Source organism: Pedobacter humicola (assembly GCF_056490705.1).
Window position 1 is genome coordinate 35762 of the sequence record NZ_JBWJIG010000021.1, and the last position, 21254, is coordinate 57015.

At 41.4% G+C, this 21254-nt stretch carries 11 protein-coding genes; 4 read left to right on the forward strand and 7 right to left on the reverse strand.

Going from position 1 to position 21254, the window contains the following annotated elements; translation table 11 throughout:
- Window positions 1–22 precede the first annotated feature (22 nt).
- Together AC04Q1_RS23750 and AC04Q1_RS23755 are read right to left on the reverse strand one after the other, a co-directional pair.
- Window positions 23–895 carry an inositol oxygenase family protein gene (locus tag AC04Q1_RS23750; RefSeq protein WP_478367041.1) on the reverse strand — a complete coding sequence of 291 codons (873 nt, stop codon included), beginning with the start codon at window positions 893–895 and terminating at the stop codon, window positions 23–25.
- 45 nt (window positions 896–940) lie between these two features.
- Window positions 941–2569, reverse strand: coding sequence for a sodium/sugar symporter (locus AC04Q1_RS23755; protein ID WP_478367042.1), 1629 nt, complete (start codon window positions 2567–2569; stop codon window positions 941–943).
- A 211-nt stretch (window positions 2570–2780) separates the two neighbouring features.
- Here AC04Q1_RS23755 and AC04Q1_RS23760 point away from each other — a divergent pair, with 211 nt between their 5' ends.
- Entirely contained in the window at window positions 2781–3791 is a 1011-nt protein-coding gene (locus AC04Q1_RS23760; protein ID WP_478367043.1) for a LacI family DNA-binding transcriptional regulator, read from the forward strand.
- Window positions 3792–4664: 873 nt separating this feature from the next.
- Here AC04Q1_RS23760 and AC04Q1_RS23765 read toward each other — a convergent pair.
- Genes AC04Q1_RS23765 through AC04Q1_RS23780 form a run of 4 tightly spaced genes read right to left on the reverse strand, consistent with a single transcriptional unit; the run spans window position 4665 to window position 11101 of the window.
- On the reverse strand, window positions 4665–6266 hold the full coding sequence (locus tag AC04Q1_RS23765) for a SusD/RagB family nutrient-binding outer membrane lipoprotein (protein WP_478367044.1): 1602 nt from the start codon (window positions 6264–6266) through the stop codon (window positions 4665–4667).
- A gap of 1 nt (window position 6267) precedes the next feature.
- A complete protein-coding gene (locus AC04Q1_RS23770) occupies window positions 6268–9369 on the reverse strand; it encodes a SusC/RagA family TonB-linked outer membrane protein (protein WP_478367045.1) in 3102 nt (1033 codons plus the stop codon).
- Window positions 9370–9401: 32 nt separating this feature from the next.
- Window positions 9402–10406: a FecR family protein gene (locus tag AC04Q1_RS23775; protein ID WP_478367046.1), complete on the reverse strand. Its 1005-nt coding sequence runs from the start codon at window positions 10404–10406 to the stop codon at window positions 9402–9404.
- A 47-nt stretch (window positions 10407–10453) separates the two neighbouring features.
- Entirely contained in the window at window positions 10454–11101 is a 648-nt protein-coding gene (locus AC04Q1_RS23780; protein WP_478367047.1) for an RNA polymerase sigma-70 factor, read from the reverse strand.
- A 150-nt stretch (window positions 11102–11251) separates the two neighbouring features.
- Here AC04Q1_RS23780 and AC04Q1_RS23785 point away from each other — a divergent pair, with 150 nt between their 5' ends.
- Window positions 11252–12148, forward strand: a complete 897-nt coding sequence (locus tag AC04Q1_RS23785; RefSeq protein WP_478367048.1) for an ROK family protein — start codon at window positions 11252–11254, stop codon at window positions 12146–12148.
- Window positions 12149–12375: 227 nt separating this feature from the next.
- Here the strand turns inward: AC04Q1_RS23785 and AC04Q1_RS23790 are convergent, their stop codons facing one another.
- Window positions 12376–13668, reverse strand: a complete 1293-nt coding sequence (locus tag AC04Q1_RS23790) for a GH36-type glycosyl hydrolase domain-containing protein (protein WP_478367049.1) — start codon at window positions 13666–13668, stop codon at window positions 12376–12378.
- A gap of 408 nt (window positions 13669–14076) precedes the next feature.
- Here AC04Q1_RS23790 and AC04Q1_RS23795 point away from each other — a divergent pair, with 408 nt between their 5' ends.
- Both AC04Q1_RS23795 and AC04Q1_RS23800 read left to right on the forward strand, forming a co-directional pair.
- Window positions 14077–17223 carry a GH92 family glycosyl hydrolase gene (locus AC04Q1_RS23795; protein ID WP_478367050.1) on the forward strand — a complete coding sequence of 1049 codons (3147 nt, stop codon included), beginning with the start codon at window positions 14077–14079 and terminating at the stop codon, window positions 17221–17223.
- A gap of 915 nt (window positions 17224–18138) precedes the next feature.
- Window positions 18139–21252 (forward strand): SusC/RagA family TonB-linked outer membrane protein, encoded by a 3114-nt coding sequence (locus AC04Q1_RS23800; protein WP_478367051.1) that lies wholly within the window; start codon window positions 18139–18141, stop codon window positions 21250–21252.
- Window positions 21253–21254 lie beyond the last annotated feature (2 nt).

The window sequence follows — 21254 nt, forward strand, 5'->3', positions numbered from 1 at the left end:
AAATAGCAGTAGCGGCGGGCTTTTAAAGCGCTACTGTAGCAGGAAGGTATTTCGCTATAAGGTCTTCATAATATGGTTTTAATTCGTTTACAACAGGCGTTTTCGGGCTTTTAGAATACAGATCGTAAGGATTAAATTTATCTACCCATTTAAACATTTCCTGGTCGTGGGCATTGAGTATATGGTTATAAGCCTGCTCACGGTGTTGCGAATAAAAAGAATGGTACCTGATCATATATAGGGCAGGTTCGGGAAGATAATTTTTAGTCAGCTGATATAGATACTCGTCGTGGCCCCACGACATGTGGATATTATCCAATCCACACTGGTGGCTATACACCCCATATTTGGTATTGTAGCGCTCATCATAGGTATCCGGATTATCGGCAAAAAACTCAGGGAAAACAATCTTGTCGGAGAATTTACAGCCTACCGGAAAAGAATCTCCAACTACATTCCACTGCGGTTCGCCAAACAGGCAAAGTACTTTTCCCAGATCGTGGATAAAACCGGTAAGTACAAACCAATCGGGATGCCCGTCTGCACGGATTGCTTCGGCAGTTTGCAATAAGTGTTGTAACTGATCGAGTGAAATATCAGGATCAGAATCGTCAACCAAAGTATTCAGATATTCCATGGCCTGCCACCAGGGCATTTCTTTTTTATCAAATTTTAAAAAGTTTTCCTTTTTGGCCAGTACGTTATCATAAGTTTGATATTTATGGTTTAAGCGGTAAAACTCACGTACGGAATCAATTTCCGGACTGTCGTAATTTCTAAATTCCTCTTTAGCCTTTTCCGGAACACCTGGTTCAGGATATCTTTTTAACACATCATCTTCCCAAACTTCTAAGCTTGAAAGCGGGTTCATTTTTTCGTTTTTTTGTGTTTTCATAACGTTATATTTTCATGGATATAAAATCGTGCTTAAGGTTGTTCATTACCAGAATACCGTATATAAAGCGGCAAGAATACCGCAGATGAGCACTGAACAGACGATAAATGAAGGACTAACCTTAAACATTTTGCGATCGATTTCGAGTCCTTGCGGATTGCTTTTACTTTTAGGATCAAAAACGGTAATCAGAAACATCAATGCGAGAATGATGCAGAATACCCAGCTCATGCGGTGTAAAAAAGGAATCGGTGCTATAAAACCCCGGGTGATTTCGGGCAGGAATTTAAAAAATGTGGATAATGGAATGGTTAGCAACGCCGCTGTAAGTGCACCAGTAGAGGTGGTTCTTTTCCAAAAGAAACCCAGCAGAAAAATGGCAAATACCCCAGGAGAAATAAACCCTACATATTCCTGTATAAACTGATAAACCTGATCGAAGCTTCGCAAGGCAGGTGCAATTACAATGGCGATCAAGGACGCAACAATGATCGACCAGCGGCCTACATTGACCAAATGTTTTTCGGAGGCATTCTTTTTAATGTATTTTTTATAAATATCAAGAGTAAATATAGTGGCGATACTATTGCACTTACCAGCAAGCGAAGCCACAATTGCGGCTGTTAAGGCAGCAAAAGCCAGGCCTTTAAGTCCGGTAGGTAAAAGGTTCATTAAAATGGGATAGGCATGATCGGGTTTTACATTGCCTGCAGCATCCACCATTTCTTTATGAAAAAAGCCCTGTTGCCAAAGTACATAGGCACATATTCCCGGAATCACTACGATTACAGGGATCAGCAGTTTTAAAAATGCAGCAAAGATCAATCCCGCCCTACCGGTTTTTAAATCCGCTCCCAGTGCCCGTTGTACGATATATTGATTACAGCCCCAATAGTTGAGGTTATTGATCCATAAACCGCCTGCCAAAACGGCCAGCCCTGGTAATTCGTTGTAAAACTTGTCGCCTTTTGAAAAGATCATATGGAAGTGATCATCCGCCTGGCTTTTTAAAACCGGTAATGCCTTCAGCACGGTACTCATGTGAAAATGGTCGCTCACCATATTGAGTGCCATATAACAGGTAACCAAACCGCCAATCACCAAAACCAATACCTGGATCACGTCGGTATAACCGATTACCTTCATGCCACCAAGTGTAATGATGACCGAAAATACCGCCAGGCCAATAAGGCACACCGTAAAAGAAACTCCTGTAATGGTTTCAACGGCCAGTGCACCAAGAAAAAATATGGAGGTAAGATTGACGAATACGTAAACCAATAACCAAAAAACCGTCATTAATGTGCTTACCGTATTGTTATACCGCTGCGATAGGAACTGAGGCATGGTATAAATCTTGTTTTTAAGATAGATGGGCAAAAAGAATATGGCTACAATGATAAGGGTTGCCGCAGCCATCCACTCATAACTGGCAATGGCCAAACCCATTGCAAAACCAGAGCCTGACATGCCGATAAAATGTTCGGCCGATATATTTGAGGCAATGATAGACGCACCGATGGCCCACCAGGTTAAGGAACCTTCGGCCAAAAAATAATCTTTTGTATCGGTACTTGCTGCTTTTTTACTAGAATATACCCAATAACCGTAAGTGGCTATGACAATAAAATAGATAAAAAAAACGACATAGTCGGTTGTTTCCAGATGATTCATGTTTCATTAGCCTAAATCAATCCGGGCACTTGATGGTGTCGGATTAATTGTTTTATATTTGGTTACAGGAGAAGCTGAAAAAGAGCGGTTCTCCTGATCAAAGCTGTATATAAAAATATTAAATCGGGTGTTCAACTGAAATTTTATTTACGAATACGTTTTAGTAAAATACGACATTACCCTAAATTAAAACTCAAATAAACCAGCATAAATGAGGCAAAACGTTACAGTAAAAACTTTAGCCAAAGAATTAAATATATCGATCGGAACTGTCTCAAAAGCCCTTAACGACAGTTATGAGATCAGCATCGATACCAAACAAAAGGTTTTAGACCTGGCCAAAAAGCTCAAATACGAGCGCAACCCCGCAGCGAGCAATCTCCGCAGTCAGAAAACAAAAACCATCGCTGTGATCATTCCCCAAATCGCCAACAACTTCTTTTCCCTGGCGATAAACGGAATTGAAGAAATCGCCAGGAAACGTGGTTACCATGTATTGATTTACCTCACCCATGAGAACAGTGAAATTGAAATTGCCTTTACTGATAGTCTTTTGAGTGGGCGCGTGGATGGCATATTGATCTCCGTTTCGAGCAGTACCGAAAACCTGGATCATTTTAGAGAACTGGTTAATAAAATCCCTGTTGTGTTTTTCGATCGCACCATTGAAGATATTGATGCCATTAAAATCACTGCAGACGATTATGAAAGTACTTACGATGCCACAGTACACCTGATTAATAACGGTTGTAAAAGAATCGCCTATCTCTATGCCTTGAGTTGCCTCAATACCGGTAAAAGAAGGATTGCAGGTTACCGGGATGCCCTAAAAGATTATGATATGGAATCGGGCGAAAACCTGATTGTAAACCACCATAACAACGACGATCAAAATTATGAAAACATCAAAAAACTGATCATCAGTGAAAAACCCGATGGTATTATTTCGTCGATCGAAGAACTTGCCCTCCCTTGTTATTATGTATGTAAGGAACTGGGCTTAAATATCCCAAATGATCTCAAGATTATCAGTTTTTCGAACCTGGGCACAGCACCGCTTTTAAATCCTTCGTTGAGTACCATTACACAACCCGCTTTCGAAATTGGCAGGGAAGCCGCTGGACTTCTGTTTAAGATATTGGATAAAAAACCGTTTGATTTGGATGAAATCCCTAAATTAAAATCGATATTAATTAAACGGGATTCTACAGGACCGTTGTGATTGTTTTGTTTAACCGCAAAGTGCGCAGAGTTGTTTTTTACCGCTGAGTACACAGAGGGCATAAAGTTGAGCGGATAAACAGGCGGTTAAAGATACGCGTTCTTCATCCTGAACTTGTTTCAGGATCTATCCTGCTCTGCGTAAATCTTCTTAATCTGCGGGAAACCTTTTGCCTTATAGCTCCCGCTGACTTCACGGATCGCCGCAGAAACTAGCCCATTTTACATTTCTCATCCTTTAACCACTGAGGGCACAAAGAAATACACTGAGGACTCAGCGTTGGGCATATAAAAGGTATTAAAGAAACGCAATCTTCATCCTGAACTTATTTCAGGATCTATCCTGCTCTGCGTAAATCCTCTTAATCTGCGGGAAACCTTTTGCCTTATAGCTCCCGCTGATTTCGCGGATCTCCGCAGAAACTAGCCCATTTTACATTTCCAATCCTTTAACCACTGAGGGCACAAAGAAATGCACTGAGGACTCAGCGTTGGGTATATAAAAGGTATTAAAGAAACGCAATCGTCATCCTGAACTTGTTTCAGGATCTATCCTGCTCTGCGTGAATCTTCTTAATCTGTGGGAAATCTTTTACTTTATTGCTCCCGCTGATTTCGCGGATCGCCGCAGAAACTAGCCCATTTTACATTTCCTATCCTTTAACCACTAAGGGCACAAAGAAATGCACTGAGGACTCAGCGTTGGGCATATAAAAGGTATCAAAGAAACGCAATCGTCATCCTGAACTTGTTTCAGTATCTATCCTGCTCTGCGTAAATCTTCTTAATCTGCGGGAAACCTTTTGCCTTATAGCTCCCGCTGATTTCGCGGATGGCCGCAGAAACTAGTCCATTTTACATTTTACATTTTCCATCATTTATCCCACCAAACTCTCGAAGTCAATACATCGCCACCAGCGATCCTGGCTACAGCATCTTTATAATTTTGCGGGTTATTCAGAATCTCTGTGGAGAGGTAGATCATCCTTCGCGGAATGGTGGCATTGGTCACATTGCCTTTGTAATTTACCGGAATAAGTTTAGGGTAATCGCTCCTTTTCCAGTTTAACCAGGCTTCTATAAAATTAAAATTAGTTCCGGTAGCTACCCAATACTGTGTATTAATGGCTTTCAAAGCCTTCTCGGTACTGCTTTCATCAAGGGGGTCCTGGTTTACAAAGGCGGTAATTTTGTTGGCATCAACCGCAGCCAGAGGATCGAGCTGGGCAAGCGACTGTATCGCTCCGGTTAATCCATTGGCATAGTGCAGTTTTGCAGTTCCATCTATATTCCATTCCCTCACCTTCGCCTCGGCAAGTAAAAACTCGGTTTCGGCATAGGTAAGAATAAAAATCGGGCCACCTAATTTCAGGTACATAGCGGTTCGGGGTCTGGAATATTTTCCAAGCGGGGCAAAATCGCTTCCGCTGCCAGTACCGCCGGGGTAATTGGGCGAATGGCTGATATCGGTTATTCCTCCCTGCAGATCATATCCATTGGGCATACCCAGCTGAACGGCCGGATCTGTATTGCCGCTCAGGTTCTGATCGGCATTTCTGGCCAGTCCATCTCTGGGTATCTCACCAATAATACCCAAACGCGGATCATTGGTCGTTTGTAGCTGATCGATCAATGTTTTGCTCCAGCGTACTTCCAGATAATCGGAATAAGTTCTTAAGGCAAGTGATGTTCCATTCTGACTGTTAAAAGAGGAAGCATCCGTTAACAGGATTGCGTTATCGTTTATGCTGTTAAAGGTTTTACCCGCGGCTTTCTCCGTCCACAATCTGGCTTTCCCGGGGTCGGCTTTAGTTAAACGCATGGCAATCCTCAGCATTAAAGAATAGGCAAACTTCTTCCACTTGGTAATATCGCCCTTGTAAAAGAGATCTGCGCCTGGCCCTGGCTTTTCGGTATCCAGTTGTGTAATAGCCGTTTCAAGATCGTTCAGCATTTGGGTATAAATATCTTCCTGACGATCGTATACAGGATATTTAATGCCTTGCATAGCTTTAACCGCCTGCGAATAGGGCACGTCGCCATAAGTATCGGTAATCCGTTGCAAAATCAATACGAACATAATATCACCTATGGCAATCAGGTTCTGATAAGCTGCAGGATCTTTCAGCTTCGCCAGCCGCTGCATCTCCCTGATGTAGGAGGCATCGGTATAACCTTCGTTGAAAATGCGGCCCTGGTAATCGGTAAAACTGCCAACGTTGATGTATTTATCGCCATTGTTGTAATAATAATAACTGGAGGCCAGCAATTGCATCATCGTACTTTGGTACAACAGCTGATAATAACCCAGATTGGCATATTTAAGCTGTGCCTGTGCCAGCAAACTGTTCGGATCGTAATTATTTTCGGTAAGTTTGGTCGGATCGGTATTGATTTCGTCGAGCTTTGCTTTAGAACAACTGCCCGCTAAAAACAGCAAGAAAACACCCGCAATATATCCCCTTATCCAACTCATCTTATTTAAATTTAAAGTTAAAATTAATCCCAAAACTGCGTGTAGCGGGCAATGAGGCGCCTTCTATGCCTGCATAGCCTAAGGTTGGCGAAAACTGCGATTCAGGATCTATGTTTTTAGTATACTTAAACAAGGTAAACACGTTACGCGCCACCAGATCAACCCCGATACTGCTAAAAGGTGTCCTTTTTAAAAAGCTACTGCTGAAAGAATAACCCAGTGTAGCCTGCCGCAACTTGATAAAACTGCCATTGAGTACCGATAAGGCAGAAATATTGGTAGCCAGCTCGGGGTAATAGGCATAAGCAGGAACATTAATGGTATTTTTTTGTCCATTTTCCAGCACGCCATCGGCCACAATACCGGTTTCTCTACCTATCAAAGTAGCTTTATTTAAACCAAGCACGTAGCTATAATATTCTGTAGCCGACAGGATTTTATTGCCAAAGCGATAATCAATCAAAAAGGAAAAGTTAAACTGTTTATAACTAAAACTATTGGTAATGCCGCCATATAAAGTGGGCATGGTCCCCCCCATGGGGATAAAATTACCCCTTTTGGGTATACCATCCGAGCCAATAATCACATTTCCGCTGGCATCGCGCAGGTAATCGTAGGCCATAATCTGTGTAATCGGTTTGCCTACCACCAAAGCGGTATTGGCATTTAATGGCCTATAAGTACCTGTAAGTGTATAATTACTGTTGCCATCGATAGAGAGCAGCGTATTTTTGACCTTGGTTAAGTTTAGGTTAATCTGCCATTTGCTGTTCGACGTGAGCACAGGTGTATACCCCAGAGCCAGTTCTATCCCAGCGTTTCGGGTTGCACCAAGATTAACGTAAGCTGAGCTAAAACCTGTGGTTACCGACTGTTTGGCATTGATGATTTCGTTGTGGGTAAGGCGGTTGAAATATGTAAAATCGATATCCAACCGGCTGTTGAAAAATTTAAGATCGAGGCCAGCTTCTATTTCATTCAACGTAAATGGCTTTAAATTGTAATTGGGCAGATCACCAGAAAAGCCTCCGATGGGAATACCATTTACCTGGTTATCTACGGTATAATATATTTGTGTGGTATAGGGAACGATGGGTTCGCCACTGGTTTTTGCAAAATCTATTCGCAGTTTACCAAAGTCGAGCCCCTTCAATTTCAAAAGATCCGAAAAAATGAAACTGCCCGATATGCCCGGCACAAAAATGCCCCGGTTATTGGCTGGTAAAGTAGAATAGATGTCGTAGCGGCCCGTAACCGATAAATTGAGAAAACGCTGATAACTCAGGTCGGCAGTGTAATATGCCGACTCCGTTACAATCCTCGAGATGGCCAGGGTTTTTGTACTGGTAATCAAATTCTCGGGAACATACAAATAAGGCACCTTAAATTGCGAGCCGCTTAACTTGTCGCCATTCCCTTTCCTTTCCCGGTAGTTGGCACCCATGGAGAATTCGAGATTCAGTTTATCTGTAAGGTTTCGTGAGGCACTGAACAGTATATCGCTGTTAAGCTCTGAAGTATGGTTGTGGTCGTAAGCATTGATACCACCCTGCCTGTTGATGGAAAAAGCTATACCGGTAGGCAAAATGGTCACCACTTCATCCTTACTCGAATCATAACCGATCCTCCCCTGAAGGGATGCCCAACTGGCCAATTGGTATTTCAGCACTGCAGATGTGATATAGCGGTTTCTATTGGCATCATCGGCCTGTTTGTTCATCAGGAAATAGGGATTGGTTTTATATTCGTCGGCATTCCAGCGGCTTTCGAAACCTGTTTCTGCATCAAAACCTGGCGCAAGTATCGATTGATCTAAACTGGTGGCCAGTGCCGCAATCCCATAATTGGCATTTAACGGACCATCACTGAGGTAACTTTTGTTTTTGTTTCGCTCGTAAATATAATTTCCGGTGAGGCTTAACGATAGCTGATTGCTTAAGGCAACTGTTCCGTAAAAATTGAATGTTTTACGGTTCAGGGCACCATTGCTTAAAACAGAATTGTAATCTAAGTTGGAAACCGAAACGCGGTAATTGTTCCTGGTATTTCCACCTACGAGTGAAAGGGTATTGATAAAAGCAGGCGCAGTACGGTAAAAAGTCTGGATATTGTTTTTAACAGGCGAATAAGGCCGCATGGAACCATCAACCTGTGGCGTTAATTTATCGTCCATCACTTCGCCCCAGCTCAACAAACCTGTAGAAATGGCATTATACTGGTCGCTGGGCCGTTTATTCTGTGTTCCCTGACCATAAGTATATTGAAAATCGGTAGAATTTACAGGAACATCAAAAGAGAGATTGCTATTGTATTCGAGTTTTGCCCTGGTATTTTCGCCACCGCTTTTCAGGTTAATGAGGATGACCCCATTAGCGGCCCTGGCCCCATAAAGTGCAGATGCCGCCGAACCTTTCAGTATGGTAATGGTTTCGATATCGTCTGGGTTGATGTTACTGATGCCATCACCATAATCGGCACCACCATACTCGTTGGCACTTCCCCTGATGCTGTTATCGATGGGTACCCCGTTTACGACAAACAAAGGCGAGGCAGCCGTCATACTCGAAACCCCACGGATCAATACCCGCGCCGAAGAACCGGGTCCGCCGTTTACGCCGGTGATGTTTAGTCCGGCCACCCTGCCCTGCAGGGCCATAATCGTATTGCTTTCCCTCGCCTTAGCCAAGGAAGAACCTTTGATTGTGGTTAAGGCATACCCAACTTTTTCGTTGTCTTTTTCGATACCTAAAGCGGTAATCACCACCTCTTTTAAAAGATGTACGCTATCGGCAGTCGGTTTACCTTCAACATTTTTCCTGATTACAATCAGATTATTGGGCAATACCGAATAAGTAAAGCCACTGTTAAGCAACAATTGTTCGATTATTTTTAAGGCTTCTTCGTCTTCTACCTTTACCGATACACGATGTTTAGGGATTTTGGATTCGCCATAGGCGAAACGATAAACAGTTTGTTGCTGTATACTTTCGATTACCTGTTTGAAATTGGCATCTTTAAAATCCAGGCTAACTTTGGTTTGCGCATGTACACATAGCGGAAAAATCAATCCGATTAACAATATGATCCGCTGTGCAAAATTCATGGCTACAAATATACACGGCTTAACTGTTTGTGCTAACGGTAGATGTACACATTTTTGCCTTTTATCGAATAATTGAAGTTTTCGATGAGTTTTAAAATGTTTAAAGCTTCGGTGATACTTTCTTTCTCAAAATATGAAGTAAACCGCATGTCTTTAAGTTCCGACGCTTTAAAATTTACCTTAACACCATACCAACGTTCGAAAAGTTTAGCTACTTCATCAAAACGTTGATTTTTAAAGGTGAGCCCGTGGTTAAGCCATGCGGTTTCGATTACTTTCTCTGTTCCTATTCCGTTATAAATCGTCAAGCGGCTTATGTTTCCCTTTCCATTAGACAAAGTAAATTTATCTCTGGGTTTTAAGATAAAAGTTTGGTTGTCATTATTTTTAACTGAGACCGATACCTTTCCCCTGATTAAAGTAGCTTCGGTAAAGGCATCATTTGCATAGGCTTTTACGTCAAATTCAGTTCCCAATACTTTTACAGCTACCTGCGAAGTATGTACGATAAAAGGATGCTCAGGATCTTTTTTCACATCAAAAAAAGCTTCCCCTGAAAGGTAAACATTTCGGGTATCCCCATTAAATTGCGCCGGGTATTTTAAACTGCTTTCCGAATTCATATTCACAGTAGAGCCATCAGCCAGTATAATGGTTTTAATTTCGGCAGCCCTGGTCTGTGCGTTTAGCAAAGCAGCTGGTGTGGAGAAAATACTTTCGCGGTTATAAACCAATACTGCGGCAAAAGCAATTGCCACAACAGCGGCAATTTTTAACCAGAAACCAGAAGATTTATTTTTACGCACCGTTAAAACCGGTTGAACCGGAACTTTAATCTGCGCTTTGATCCGTTCGAAAACAGGGTCGATGTTTTCATCTTCAACAGTTTCGGTTTCAAAATAAGCCTGCAGCACATCATATTCATTTTTCAGCACCGGATGATCGGCTAAAATAGATTTCAGTTCAACAGATTCATCCGGCGAAAGTTCTCCGGCCAATTGTTTTCCAAGCAATTCTGTAAATCTTTGATCTGTCATTTTGTTTTCCGTCCTTTATTGTATGTTCCTTTTTATGAGAAAATTGCCTACAAAAAATATAAAAAAGATAAAGTACCCGCTAAGATAACCAGAGAGATGATTTTTCCAATTATTTTTTCATCTGTCCCCTTGTCTTTGGTGTGTAAAGGCTGCAGGACCACGCGGAGTTTTGCAATAGCCCTGAACAGCTGGGTTTGCACCGTGCGTGGTGAAATACCCAAGAGCTCAGCCACTTCCTTATATTTCATTCCGCTCTCTTTGATCAACCTAAAAACCATGGCGGCCTGTGGTGCCAAACCTGCAATTGCCCGGTCGAGCTGTTTGTGCAGCTCCCTGGTTTCCATAATGTATTCTGGTGTATGCATACTCACCTGAACATCGTCTTCAATATCAACTAAATCGATAAACGTAATTGATGAATTTTTTTTAAGGTATTTAAGTGATTGATTTTTTACCGCGATAAAGAAATAACTTTCGGGATTTAACACATGGGTACTTGCTGCGCGGTTTTCCCAACATTTAACAAAAACTTCGGTCACAATATCTTCTGCTGCCTGTTTATCGCTTACATAATAAACAGAGAATTTAAGCAACCTGCCATACAGAAAGCGATAAAGCTGCTCAAAGGATGTGATATCATCTTCGAGACAAATCTTATTCCATAAAACGACTAGATCTAGCTTAGCTGCTTTCAACTTGGTTAGTTTTTGAATCAAATGTAAGGTAATAAAAAATATTTCATAAAAAAATCACAGTGCTGTAGGCAATTTGACAAAAAAAGGGGTTCTTATTCTAGTGCCATGTATATGGCATTGGCCATTTATAGATCTATTGAAGCTGAAACAATGAATACAATCAATTATGTACTGGGCATTGATATTGGCGGTTCGCACATTACCGCGGCCGTAATCGATATGCAACAACGCAATATCCTTAAAACCTCTTATACCCGCGATCGCGTAAACTCTCATGGCACAACTGAACAGATTATAACAACCTGGTGTACAACCATTAAGGCAGCCTATAAAAAGGTTGATGTTCCAATTGGCCGTTTAGGCATTGCCATGCCAGGCCCTTTCGATTACGAAAACGGGATTTCTTATATTGCGGGGAACGACAAGTATGCCGCTTTTTATGGCCTGAACGTGAAAGACATGCTGGCCGGCGAACTGCAGATCAGTAGCGACCAGATTTTGATGAGTAATGATGCTTCCTGCTTTTTGGCTGGAGAGGTATTTGCAGGCGAAGCCCGTGCCTATCAAAACTTAATTGGCATTACACTGGGTACCGGATTGGGAAGCGCCATGAGTATGGAAGGAAAAATTACGGATGCCAATTTATGGTGTGCGCCTTTTTTAGATGGCATTGCCGAAGACTACCTGTCTACCCGTTGGTTTTTAAAACGCTATTACGAACTTTCGGGAATCAACATTTTAAATGTCCGCGAACTTGCGATGCTTCATGATGAGAGTCAAACGGTACGCAAAATATTTACCGAGTTTAGTGAGAACCTGGGACTTTTTCTGAAAGATTTCCAGCAAAATAACGATGCCGAGGCAATTGTAATCGGTGGTAACATCGCCAATGCATCAGGCCGTTTTCTTCCTGGTGTAACCAGATACCTTCAATCGATGGATATCAATTGCCCAATCCACATTTCTAAACTGAATGAAGATGCGGCCTTACTTGGTGCTGCAGGTTGTTGGGCAGTGCAGCCAAAAGAAACTGTTGAAAAACTATAATAACCTGAAATGGAGGATGTATTCTAAAGCTATCGGTAATGTAGTAGCCCAGGTTATATTCGATAGGCCTGCCGCCCTGATCGAACATGTAACGTTTTCTAAAAGGCAAGGACCATCCTGCCTCAACATCCAGTTTAAAAGCAAAAAAGGGTAATAAACGATACGTCTATTACCCTTTTTTGCATAGTGATTAAATGTATTGCGCACAAACCGAAATCGTGCTTGCCTTATTTTTTCCTATCCAGTTCAGTAATGGCTGTCCATAATACACCGGCTTCTCCCCTAAAACTTGAAGAGCCCATTGGCTTATTATCAGGAGTATACCACTCGTAAAATCCATTATTTTTGACTACCCTGGCCAACATGGGCTGTAATGCTTCCCTGGCTTCAGCCAGTAAGTTGTATCGGATAAGCTGGCTAACCATCCTTCCTCCGAACCAGGTCCAATCGCCCCCATTTTGATAAGAATATGGCCCCATACCCTTATTTTCGAAAGTACCCGAAGGATAAACAGGATAAATGGTAAGGCCGATTGTTGCCGCACGGGCATCCACCATATTTTTTTTCATCTTTTGGTAGGCTTCTTTCACCTGCTTTTTGTTCAGCAAACCAGCTTCAATGGCTACTGCAGTGCCACCATGATAATAAATTTTCGATTCATCAAACGATGCCGGGAAAGGCGAACCGTTTAAATAAATATGAGGGATGTACTTTTGTGCTTTATTATCCCATAAATATTTGTTGATATTCTGACGTACATTGCTGTAAATTTTATTCCATTTACTGATCTGGCCTGCATTTAAATCGGCAATTGCAATAAAATCCTTTATAGCAATTAAAAACATGGCGTTATCATAAATATCAATCGCGCGGTGTGTATTCTCATCGATTACAACACCCCAACTGTGTTCTGGCTGTACATCGCCCCAATCTACAGTGGTTGCCCCCCAAAGTAAACCATGCTTTTCGTCAAATCTATTTTCCATCAGAAAATCCAGCGCCCTTTCCATCTGATTTTTAACCGTTAATCCTGCCACCTTATCGGTTAAAATGCTTTTATCCCCTGTGCTACGGATGTATTTTGCAACAGCCTGGATCAATGAGGTCTCCTGATCGGTTTCTACAGTGTTTTTATGGCCAAGATATTCAGGTGCCAATTCAGATTTGTAAAACTTACCATATATCGTGGCTTTACTCGCCGGGATGTAACCATCCAAAATGCCTCCATCCGGTTGCTGAAACTGAAAAAACGTAATCAGATGCTTTCTGATCTGTGCTTTATCGTTCACCTTACAGCTTAATTCGATAAAGGTGTTTAAATCCCTGATCCAAACCTCGCCATAACCATCGCCGGCAGTAAAACCTTTTTTGATCAGTTCTTCAGCCATGGTTTTTACCTTGTTGTTTACTTCTGGCTGTACATTTCTTTCCTGGCCTGTTATGTTAACAGTTTCTTGCGCTAAAGATAGATCAGGTAGTGCTAGCACCAATAGCGCTGCTAATGCAATATTTTTGTTCATGTGCATGTTTGGGTTAAATCTAATCATCGGTTTTTACATCTTTTATCATTTGTTTGAAATTTGTTATTGATAACCAGATTTAAAAGATCCAGATCTCTTTTTTCAATGTGTTTTTTAATAGGAAATATTTTGGTTAGCCTGTATGTACAAACATATAAACATTAATTTGAATTTCAAATAACTGAAATAAAAAATTACAGCCTATTTAATGACATATAGCTAATGACTAAAACCAACCAAATCACGATTACATTACTGAATAAAAGCTATTTAAATAAACTTTCAACAATACTGAAGAATTTAACACATTTTTAATTTTGATTATAAACTTTCACTCTATATGTTTGTACATACAAATTATTTCTAATTGTTTTTAACCTAACAACCTATAATATCATCCCGATCAATATGAAGAGATTTAAAGTCTTACTCACCAGTTTTTTGTTCGCAGTGTTTATCACCATTAGTTTACCTGCATTAAGCATTGCACAAAATAATATCGTTTGGAAAATAGGCGAAAAAGACAACAAAACTGACGGATTTGCTTTGGCTCCAGGCCATTATCAACAGTTTTTGGCACAGGATTTTGGTTGGGAAGACCGTTATTACCTGGTGGGTAAATCAAATCCAGCTACCGATTGGCCTTATGTACTTCCGGGCACGGCAGACGGCTGGGGCGGCACTGGTCCAACTTCGGGCATCCGCTCGCACCAGTTAAATGTACTGTTTGACCTAAAACCATTTAAATATGCAGAAAAATTTCAGTTTATTACCGACATATTGGGTTACAATGGAAAAAACCCACCATTATTTAAAGTAACCATCAATGGAAAGGATTTTAAGTTCCGCCTGCCCGCAAACGAAAAAGACCAGGGAATTTATGGAGATAAAAATGATTTAAAAGCAATAGCTTATAAAGTTGACATTCCAGCCGGTTTATTACATCAGGGTGGAAATGCCATCACATTAACTATACTCGAAGGTTCGTGGTTGATATTTGATGACCTCAGATTGGAAGGCAACGCATCATTACATCCCCTGGCATCGAAAGATGTATATGTTAGAAATGTAAAAGCTGCAGATTATACCATCCCTAAAAATGGAAACCTCATGCAGCCCTTGCTTGTCGATATTGAACACCTGGATAACAAACCATCAATTGCCATAAAAATCGACGGAAAAAACGTATTAAACACCCAGATAGATACCGGCAGATATATATTGGAAGCACCTATGCCTGTATCCAAACAGCCTAAAAAAACAGCCTGGCAAGTATTATCGGCAGGCAAAATTATTGCTGAGGGTACAGTTTTAGCTTCTGAACAACCATTGAAAATAAGTGCGGGATACGCAGACACTAAAATCGGCACCGCGCATTCCAGATGGATGATAGCACCGGGCCCATGGATGCCCTTTAGCATGGTTAAATTAAGTCCGGATAACCAAAATCCGGGATGGATGGCAGGATACGATCCCACGGTAGAGAGTGTAGGTACTTTTAGTCACATCCACGAGTGGACAATGGCTGGCTTAGGTATGATGCCGGTAAATGGTGAAATTAAATACAAGATAGGATCGCAGGACAAGCAAAATGACGGCTATCGCTCCGATATTGATAAAAGCACGGAGAAAGCACCCATTGGATACTATTCGGTGATGCTTAAAAAGTATGGCATTAAAGCAGAATTAACTTCCACCACCAGATGTGGCTTTCAACGCTATACTTTCCCTAAAACAAAAGATGGCAGAGTGATGATCGATCTTAAAGTACCGGCCGAATACGATTATAAGATTAAAAGCTTTCAGATGACTAAGGTGAATAAACGCCGGATTGAGGGCTATAGTGTACAGCAAACCGCCAATGCATGGTCGGGAGGGGTTGATCAGGATTATACCGTAAATTTCGTAATCGAATTTGATCAGGATATCAAGAAAATCGGTGGCTGGGTGAATGGCAAAGCTCAGTCCGGGTTAAGTATAACCGGTAAAGATGTTCTTGACGCAGGCATGTATGCCGAATTTGATACGCAAAGCAAAAACGTGGTACAGGCACGCTCGGGTATTTCGCTGGTGAGTATTGAAGGTGCAGCGCGCAACCTTAAAGAAGAAGTAGAAAAACCTTTCGGCTGGAATTTTGAAGGCGTACGTGCCGCGCATGTAGCCACCTGGAATAAGTTAATGGATCGGGTGGCGATATCTTCAGACGATAGCAGGGAGAAAACCAGATTTTACAGCAATATGTACCGTGCGCTTTGCAGCCGGAATACATGGAGCGATACCGATGGATCCTGGATTGATGCAACTGAGCAAAAAAGAAAATTTACAAACCCGAACGATGTGGCTTTAGGATGCGACGCCTTCTGGAACACTTTCTGGAATCTGAACCAATTTTGGAACCTGGTAACACCTGAATGGTCGTCTAAATGGGTCAAATCACAATTGGCCATGTACGATGCCAATGGTTATCTGGCTAAGGGCCCGGCGGGTATGGAATATATCCCCGTGATGGTTGCGGAGCACGAAATCCCACTTGTTGTTGGCGCATATCAAATGGGGATACGTGATTATGATGCCCAGAAAGCTTTTTCTGCTGTTTACAAAATGCAAACCCAACCTGCTGCCACGGTGGGTAAAGGAATGGCCGGTAATGAAGATTTATTGCCTTATCTCGAACATCATTATGTACCCTATGATAAAGGAAGGTTTAGCAACAGTTTGGAATATGCTTATGATGACTGGACGGTTAGCCAATTTGCCAAAACCCTTGGCAAGGAAAAAGAATATACCGAATTTTCTGATCGGGGCAACTGGTGGAAAAACGTGATTGATACCGCTTCAGGCTTCGCCCGTATGAAAAAATCAGACGGCACGTGGTTCCCGGATTTTGATCCCTTTAAATCTGGCGCAAACGAACATTACGTGGAAGGAAATGCCTGGCAGCTTACTTTTTTTGTCCCTCAGGATGTACGTGGCCTGGCGAATCTCATCGGAAAGAAAAAATTTACCGACAGACTGGAATGGGGTTTTAATGAAAGCTACAAATGGCGCTTTAATGCGCCAAACGATGCCTATTGGGATTACCCTATTATGCAGGGAAATCAACAATCGATGCACTTTGCTTTCCTCTTCAACTTTGTACAGAAACCCTGGTTAACCCAAAAATGGAGCAGGGCCATTATCGACAGGTATTATGGTTTCGATATTGCCAATGCCTATCTCGGAGATGAAGACCAGGGGCAGATGAGTGCCTGGTTCATCATGACCTCTTTAGGCCTCTTTCAAACAGATGGTGGCTGCAGCACCAGTCCGCAGTACGAAATCGGGAGTCCTTTATTTAACAAAGTGGTGATTGATCTTGGCAATCAATACGGAAGAGGTAAATCATTTACCATCGAAGCTAAAAATACCTCAAGAGTGAATAAATATGTCCAAAGCGCAAGCCTTAATGGCAAAATATTAAATAACTTTTCTTTCCCCAGTTCCGAACTATTAAAAGGTGGGAAACTGACCCTGGTGATGGGAAGCGAGCCCAATTACAAATGGGGGATTAATTAATTTTAGTGGTGTCAGATGTTACCATCTGAGACTATTGCTAATTTCGAATCGCGATATAAAGCGCTATTGTGCTATAGTTTAATCCTCATTTTTTATTTTACCACCTAAGCCACCTTAGCGCAGCTAAGCAATTGCTGCTCTGAAAGGTCTTTTCTTTTCAGTGGTGTCAGATGTTACCATCTGACATTATTTCTAAATTTCGAATCGCAATATAGAGCGCCATTGTGCTATAGTTTTATCCTCATTTTTATTTTACCACCTAAACCACCTTAGCGCAGCTAAGCAATTGCTGCTCTGAAAGGTTTTTTCTTTTCAGTGGTGTCAGATGTTACCATCTGACATTATTTCTAAATTTCGAATCGCAATATAGAACGCTATTGTGCTTTATTTTAATCCTCATTTTTTATTTTACCACCTAAGTCACCTTAGCGCAGCTAAGCGAATTGCTATTCTGAAAGGTTTTTTCTTTTCAGTGGTGTCAGATGTTACCATCTGACATTATTTCTAAATTTCGAATCGCAATATAGAGCGCTATTGTGCTTTAGTTTAATCCTCATTTTTATTTTACCACCTAAGTCACCTTAGCGCAGCTAAGCAATTGCTGCTCTGGCCTCAGTGCTCATCGCCAGCAGATCTTTCGCTGCGCTCAGCAAGACAAATTCCCCACTAAAAATACGCCGTGGTTTTCTATGCATCCCCACCCTTCCATTCAGGAGGGCGTGACAAAAACCCTTCCCTATTTTCCGTTTCCATAACCCCGATAAGGCGCAAAGAAAAAAAAATAAAAATAATTTCAATTTCCTTGTAGGCAATTTGTGTAAACAAAATACTCTTCACTATAAAACCGGATGGATGGAAATCCTGAAGGAGGCAAACAATTAACCAAATACTTATTCAAAATTATTCATAATGAATATGAAAAAATCTCTACAGCTCACATGCTTATTGCTTTATGCATCAGCAGGCCTGTATGCAGCAACACCAGCAGATCATTTTAATCGGGCAGTTTCTTTCCATTCGGTTTATCAGGATGTGATTAAAGGAACAGTAAAAGATGAAACGGGTGCGACCTTACCGGGTGTAACCATTACCATAAAGGGTGCACAAGGTGGAACGCAAACCAATACTTCAGGGCAATACAGCATCGCAGCTAAAACCGGCGATGTATTGGTATTCTCCTTTATCGGTTACCAGAGCAAAGAAGTTACAGTAGGTACGCAAAGTACTGTTGACGTTACTTTATCAAGCGATTCTAAAAACCTTGAAACCGTAGTGGTAACAGCACTGGGAATTAAAAGATCGGAGAAATCGTTAACCTACAACACGCAGCAAGTTTCCGGTGATGAACTGTCGAAGGTAAAAAGCCCTAACTTAATGAACTCGCTGAACGGAAAAGTTGCAGGCTTAACGATTAGCCCAAGTGCTTCAGGTGTAGGTGGTTCGGCCAAAGTAATTTTAAGGGGAAGCCGTTCAGTAAGTGGCAACAATCAACCTTTATATGTAATTGATGGTGTGCCCATCAGCAACAATGGTAATGCCAATGGTCAGCAGAACAGCGTGTTTGGTGGTGGTCAGGATGGTGGCGATGGTATTTCTAACCTAAACCCCGACGATATTGCAAGCATCACTGTTTTAGAAGGTGCTTCAGCTGCAGCATTATACGGTAGCCAGGCGCAAAACGGTGTAATTTTAATTACCACCAAACAAGGTAAGGCTGGCAAAACAGAAATCGGCTTTTCTTCAGGTGTAAATATCGACAATATCGCTTACAAACCGAAGTTCCAGAACAGCTATGGGCCAGCCTCTACAACTATAAGAGATAGCTGGGGATCAGCAATCGGCAATACCACCGATAACTTAAAAGAATTTTTCAAAACAGGTATCAATACCTCGAATGCGATCAATCTTTCGGGTGGTTCGGAAATTGCACAGACTTATTTTTCTTATTCAAATACTTATGCCAGTGGCATCCAGCCGGGCAATAAGCTGAACAGGAACAATTTAAACCTGCGCGAAACAGCCAAGTTTTTAAACAATAAATTAACAGTTGATGGAAGTGTAAACTACATCAATCAGAAGATCAATAACAGTCCTTCTCTAGGTCTTTACCTTAATCCTTTATTGGGTTTGTACCTTTTTCCGAGAGGCGTAGATATAACACCATATAAGGATCAGTATTTATTGGCTGGGAACGAAGGTGGTGCCCGTCAGAACTGGCTGGGAGGTGCTACAGATATTAACCAGAACCCCTGGTTTTTAACCAACCTAAACCCAAATACTTCGATCCGCAACCGTTTTTTATTGAGTGGTAGCATAAAATACGATGTTGCACCTTGGTTAAATATCCAGGTTAGGGGAAATATAGACCGAACTACTGATGATTATGAAAACCGCAGATATTCTGGAATTGCAACCAATTTCAATTCGACAGGAACAGGTTATTTTGCACAAAGCAACCAAACCTATGTTCAAAAGTATGCGGATGCGATTGCCAACTTTACCGTTCCAATGACAGGTTCTGATTTTAAAATCAACGGATTGATCGGCGGAAGTGTAAACGACCAGAAAACAGCAGGCTTATCTTTAGCCGGTAACCTTTCGGCAGTTGATTTCTTCTCACCAGCCAACACCATCGTTGCTCAACCGGGAACATTTCCTGGAAATACCTTAACCAATGTTGTACCAATTATTCCAAACCATAGTCAGTTACAGGCTTTATTTGGTAATGCTAATATCTCTTACAAAGATTGGGCTTTTTTAACGGTAACAGGTAGAAATGATTGGTCTTCTAATTTGTCGTACACACCAAACGATTCTTATTTCTATCCTTCAGTGGGTTTATCGTTTATCGTATCTCAAATGTTTAAACTTCCTGAAGCCATTACCTATGCCAAAGTGAGGGGAACTTATGCCGAAGTTGGAAACACAGTACCTCCTTATCTTACTTTTATTCAAAACACTTTAAAATCAGACGGTGCATTAAATTTCAATACCAATGCTGCTTTTAGAGAATTAATGCCAGAGCGTACAAAATCATTTGAAATTGGAACGGATTTACGTTTTCTTTCAAACCGCATCAATTTTAGCTTTACCTATTACAAAACCAATACCAGAAATCAATATATTCCGGTAGTGGCTCCGCCATCATCATTGGTATCAACGGGATACCTTAATGCGGGTAATGTAGAAAATAAAGGTTTTCAGTTTATTTTGGGAGCAGACGTGGTTAAGGGCGATGGATTAAACTGGAACACATCGATAAACGGCTCTTTAAATAGAAATAAGATCATCGATATTGCATCTGCAGATAAAATCAACAGTATAGATTTAACCGGAGCTGGTAATACTTCTTATATCTCGAGGTTACAAGTTGGCGGATCATATGGTGATATTTATGGCTATACTTTACAGCGTGATGCGCAAAACCGCATTATTTTAGGTGGCGATGGTACTACGGCTTCTCCTTACACTCCACTTAAAAGCACTGATTTTAATTATATCGGCAATCCAAATCCAAAATTCCAACTGGGCTGGAGCAACAATTTTAGTTACAAAGACTTTAGCTTAAGTTTCCTGGTTGATGGCAAATTTGGTGGTCAGGTGTTATCGTTAACCGAAGCCTTGATGGATGAAGCTGGTGCATCTGAAGCAACTGGTGTTGCCAGAAACCAGGGTGGCGTTAAAATAGACGGTGTAGATACCAAAGGCAATGCAGTATCCACAACCATTAACCCTCAAAGCTACTATTCATTTGTTGGTGGCAGAGCGGGCGTATCAGGCGAATATATTTACAGTGCAACTGTGGTACGTTTAAGAGAAGCGGCCTTAGGCTACACCCTTCCGCTAACGGGCAAAACGTTTAAGAGTGTTAAATTTTCGGTTACCGGCAGAAACTTGTTTTATTTTTATAAAAAAGCACCTTTCGATCCCGAACTTACCATGTCGACCGGAAACGGTTTGTCTGGTGTAGATGTTTTTAACCAGCCTGCTACACGCAGTTTAGGTTTCAATCTAAATGTATCATTTTAATT

Coding starts and splice junctions, on each gene's coding strand:
- AC04Q1_RS23750 (WP_478367041.1), bottom strand. CDS start 895: ATGAAAACACAAAAAAACGAAAAAATGAACCCGCTTTCAAGCTTAGAA.
- AC04Q1_RS23755 (WP_478367042.1), bottom strand. CDS start 2,569: ATGAATCATCTGGAAACAACCGACTATGTCGTTTTTTTTATCTATTTT.
- AC04Q1_RS23760 (WP_478367043.1), top strand. CDS start 2,781: ATGAGGCAAAACGTTACAGTAAAAACTTTAGCCAAAGAATTAAATATA.
- AC04Q1_RS23765 (WP_478367044.1), bottom strand. CDS start 6,266: ATGAGTTGGATAAGGGGATATATTGCGGGTGTTTTCTTGCTGTTTTTA.
- AC04Q1_RS23770 (WP_478367045.1), bottom strand. CDS start 9,369: ATGAATTTTGCACAGCGGATCATATTGTTAATCGGATTGATTTTTCCG.
- AC04Q1_RS23775 (WP_478367046.1), bottom strand. CDS start 10,406: ATGACAGATCAAAGATTTACAGAATTGCTTGGAAAACAATTGGCCGGA.
- AC04Q1_RS23785 (WP_478367048.1), top strand. CDS start 11,252: ATGAATACAATCAATTATGTACTGGGCATTGATATTGGCGGTTCGCAC.
- AC04Q1_RS23790 (WP_478367049.1), bottom strand. CDS start 13,668: ATGAACAAAAATATTGCATTAGCAGCGCTATTGGTGCTAGCACTACCT.
- AC04Q1_RS23795 (WP_478367050.1), top strand. CDS start 14,077: ATGAAGAGATTTAAAGTCTTACTCACCAGTTTTTTGTTCGCAGTGTTT.
- AC04Q1_RS23800 (WP_478367051.1), top strand. CDS start 18,139: ATGAAAAAATCTCTACAGCTCACATGCTTATTGCTTTATGCATCAGCA.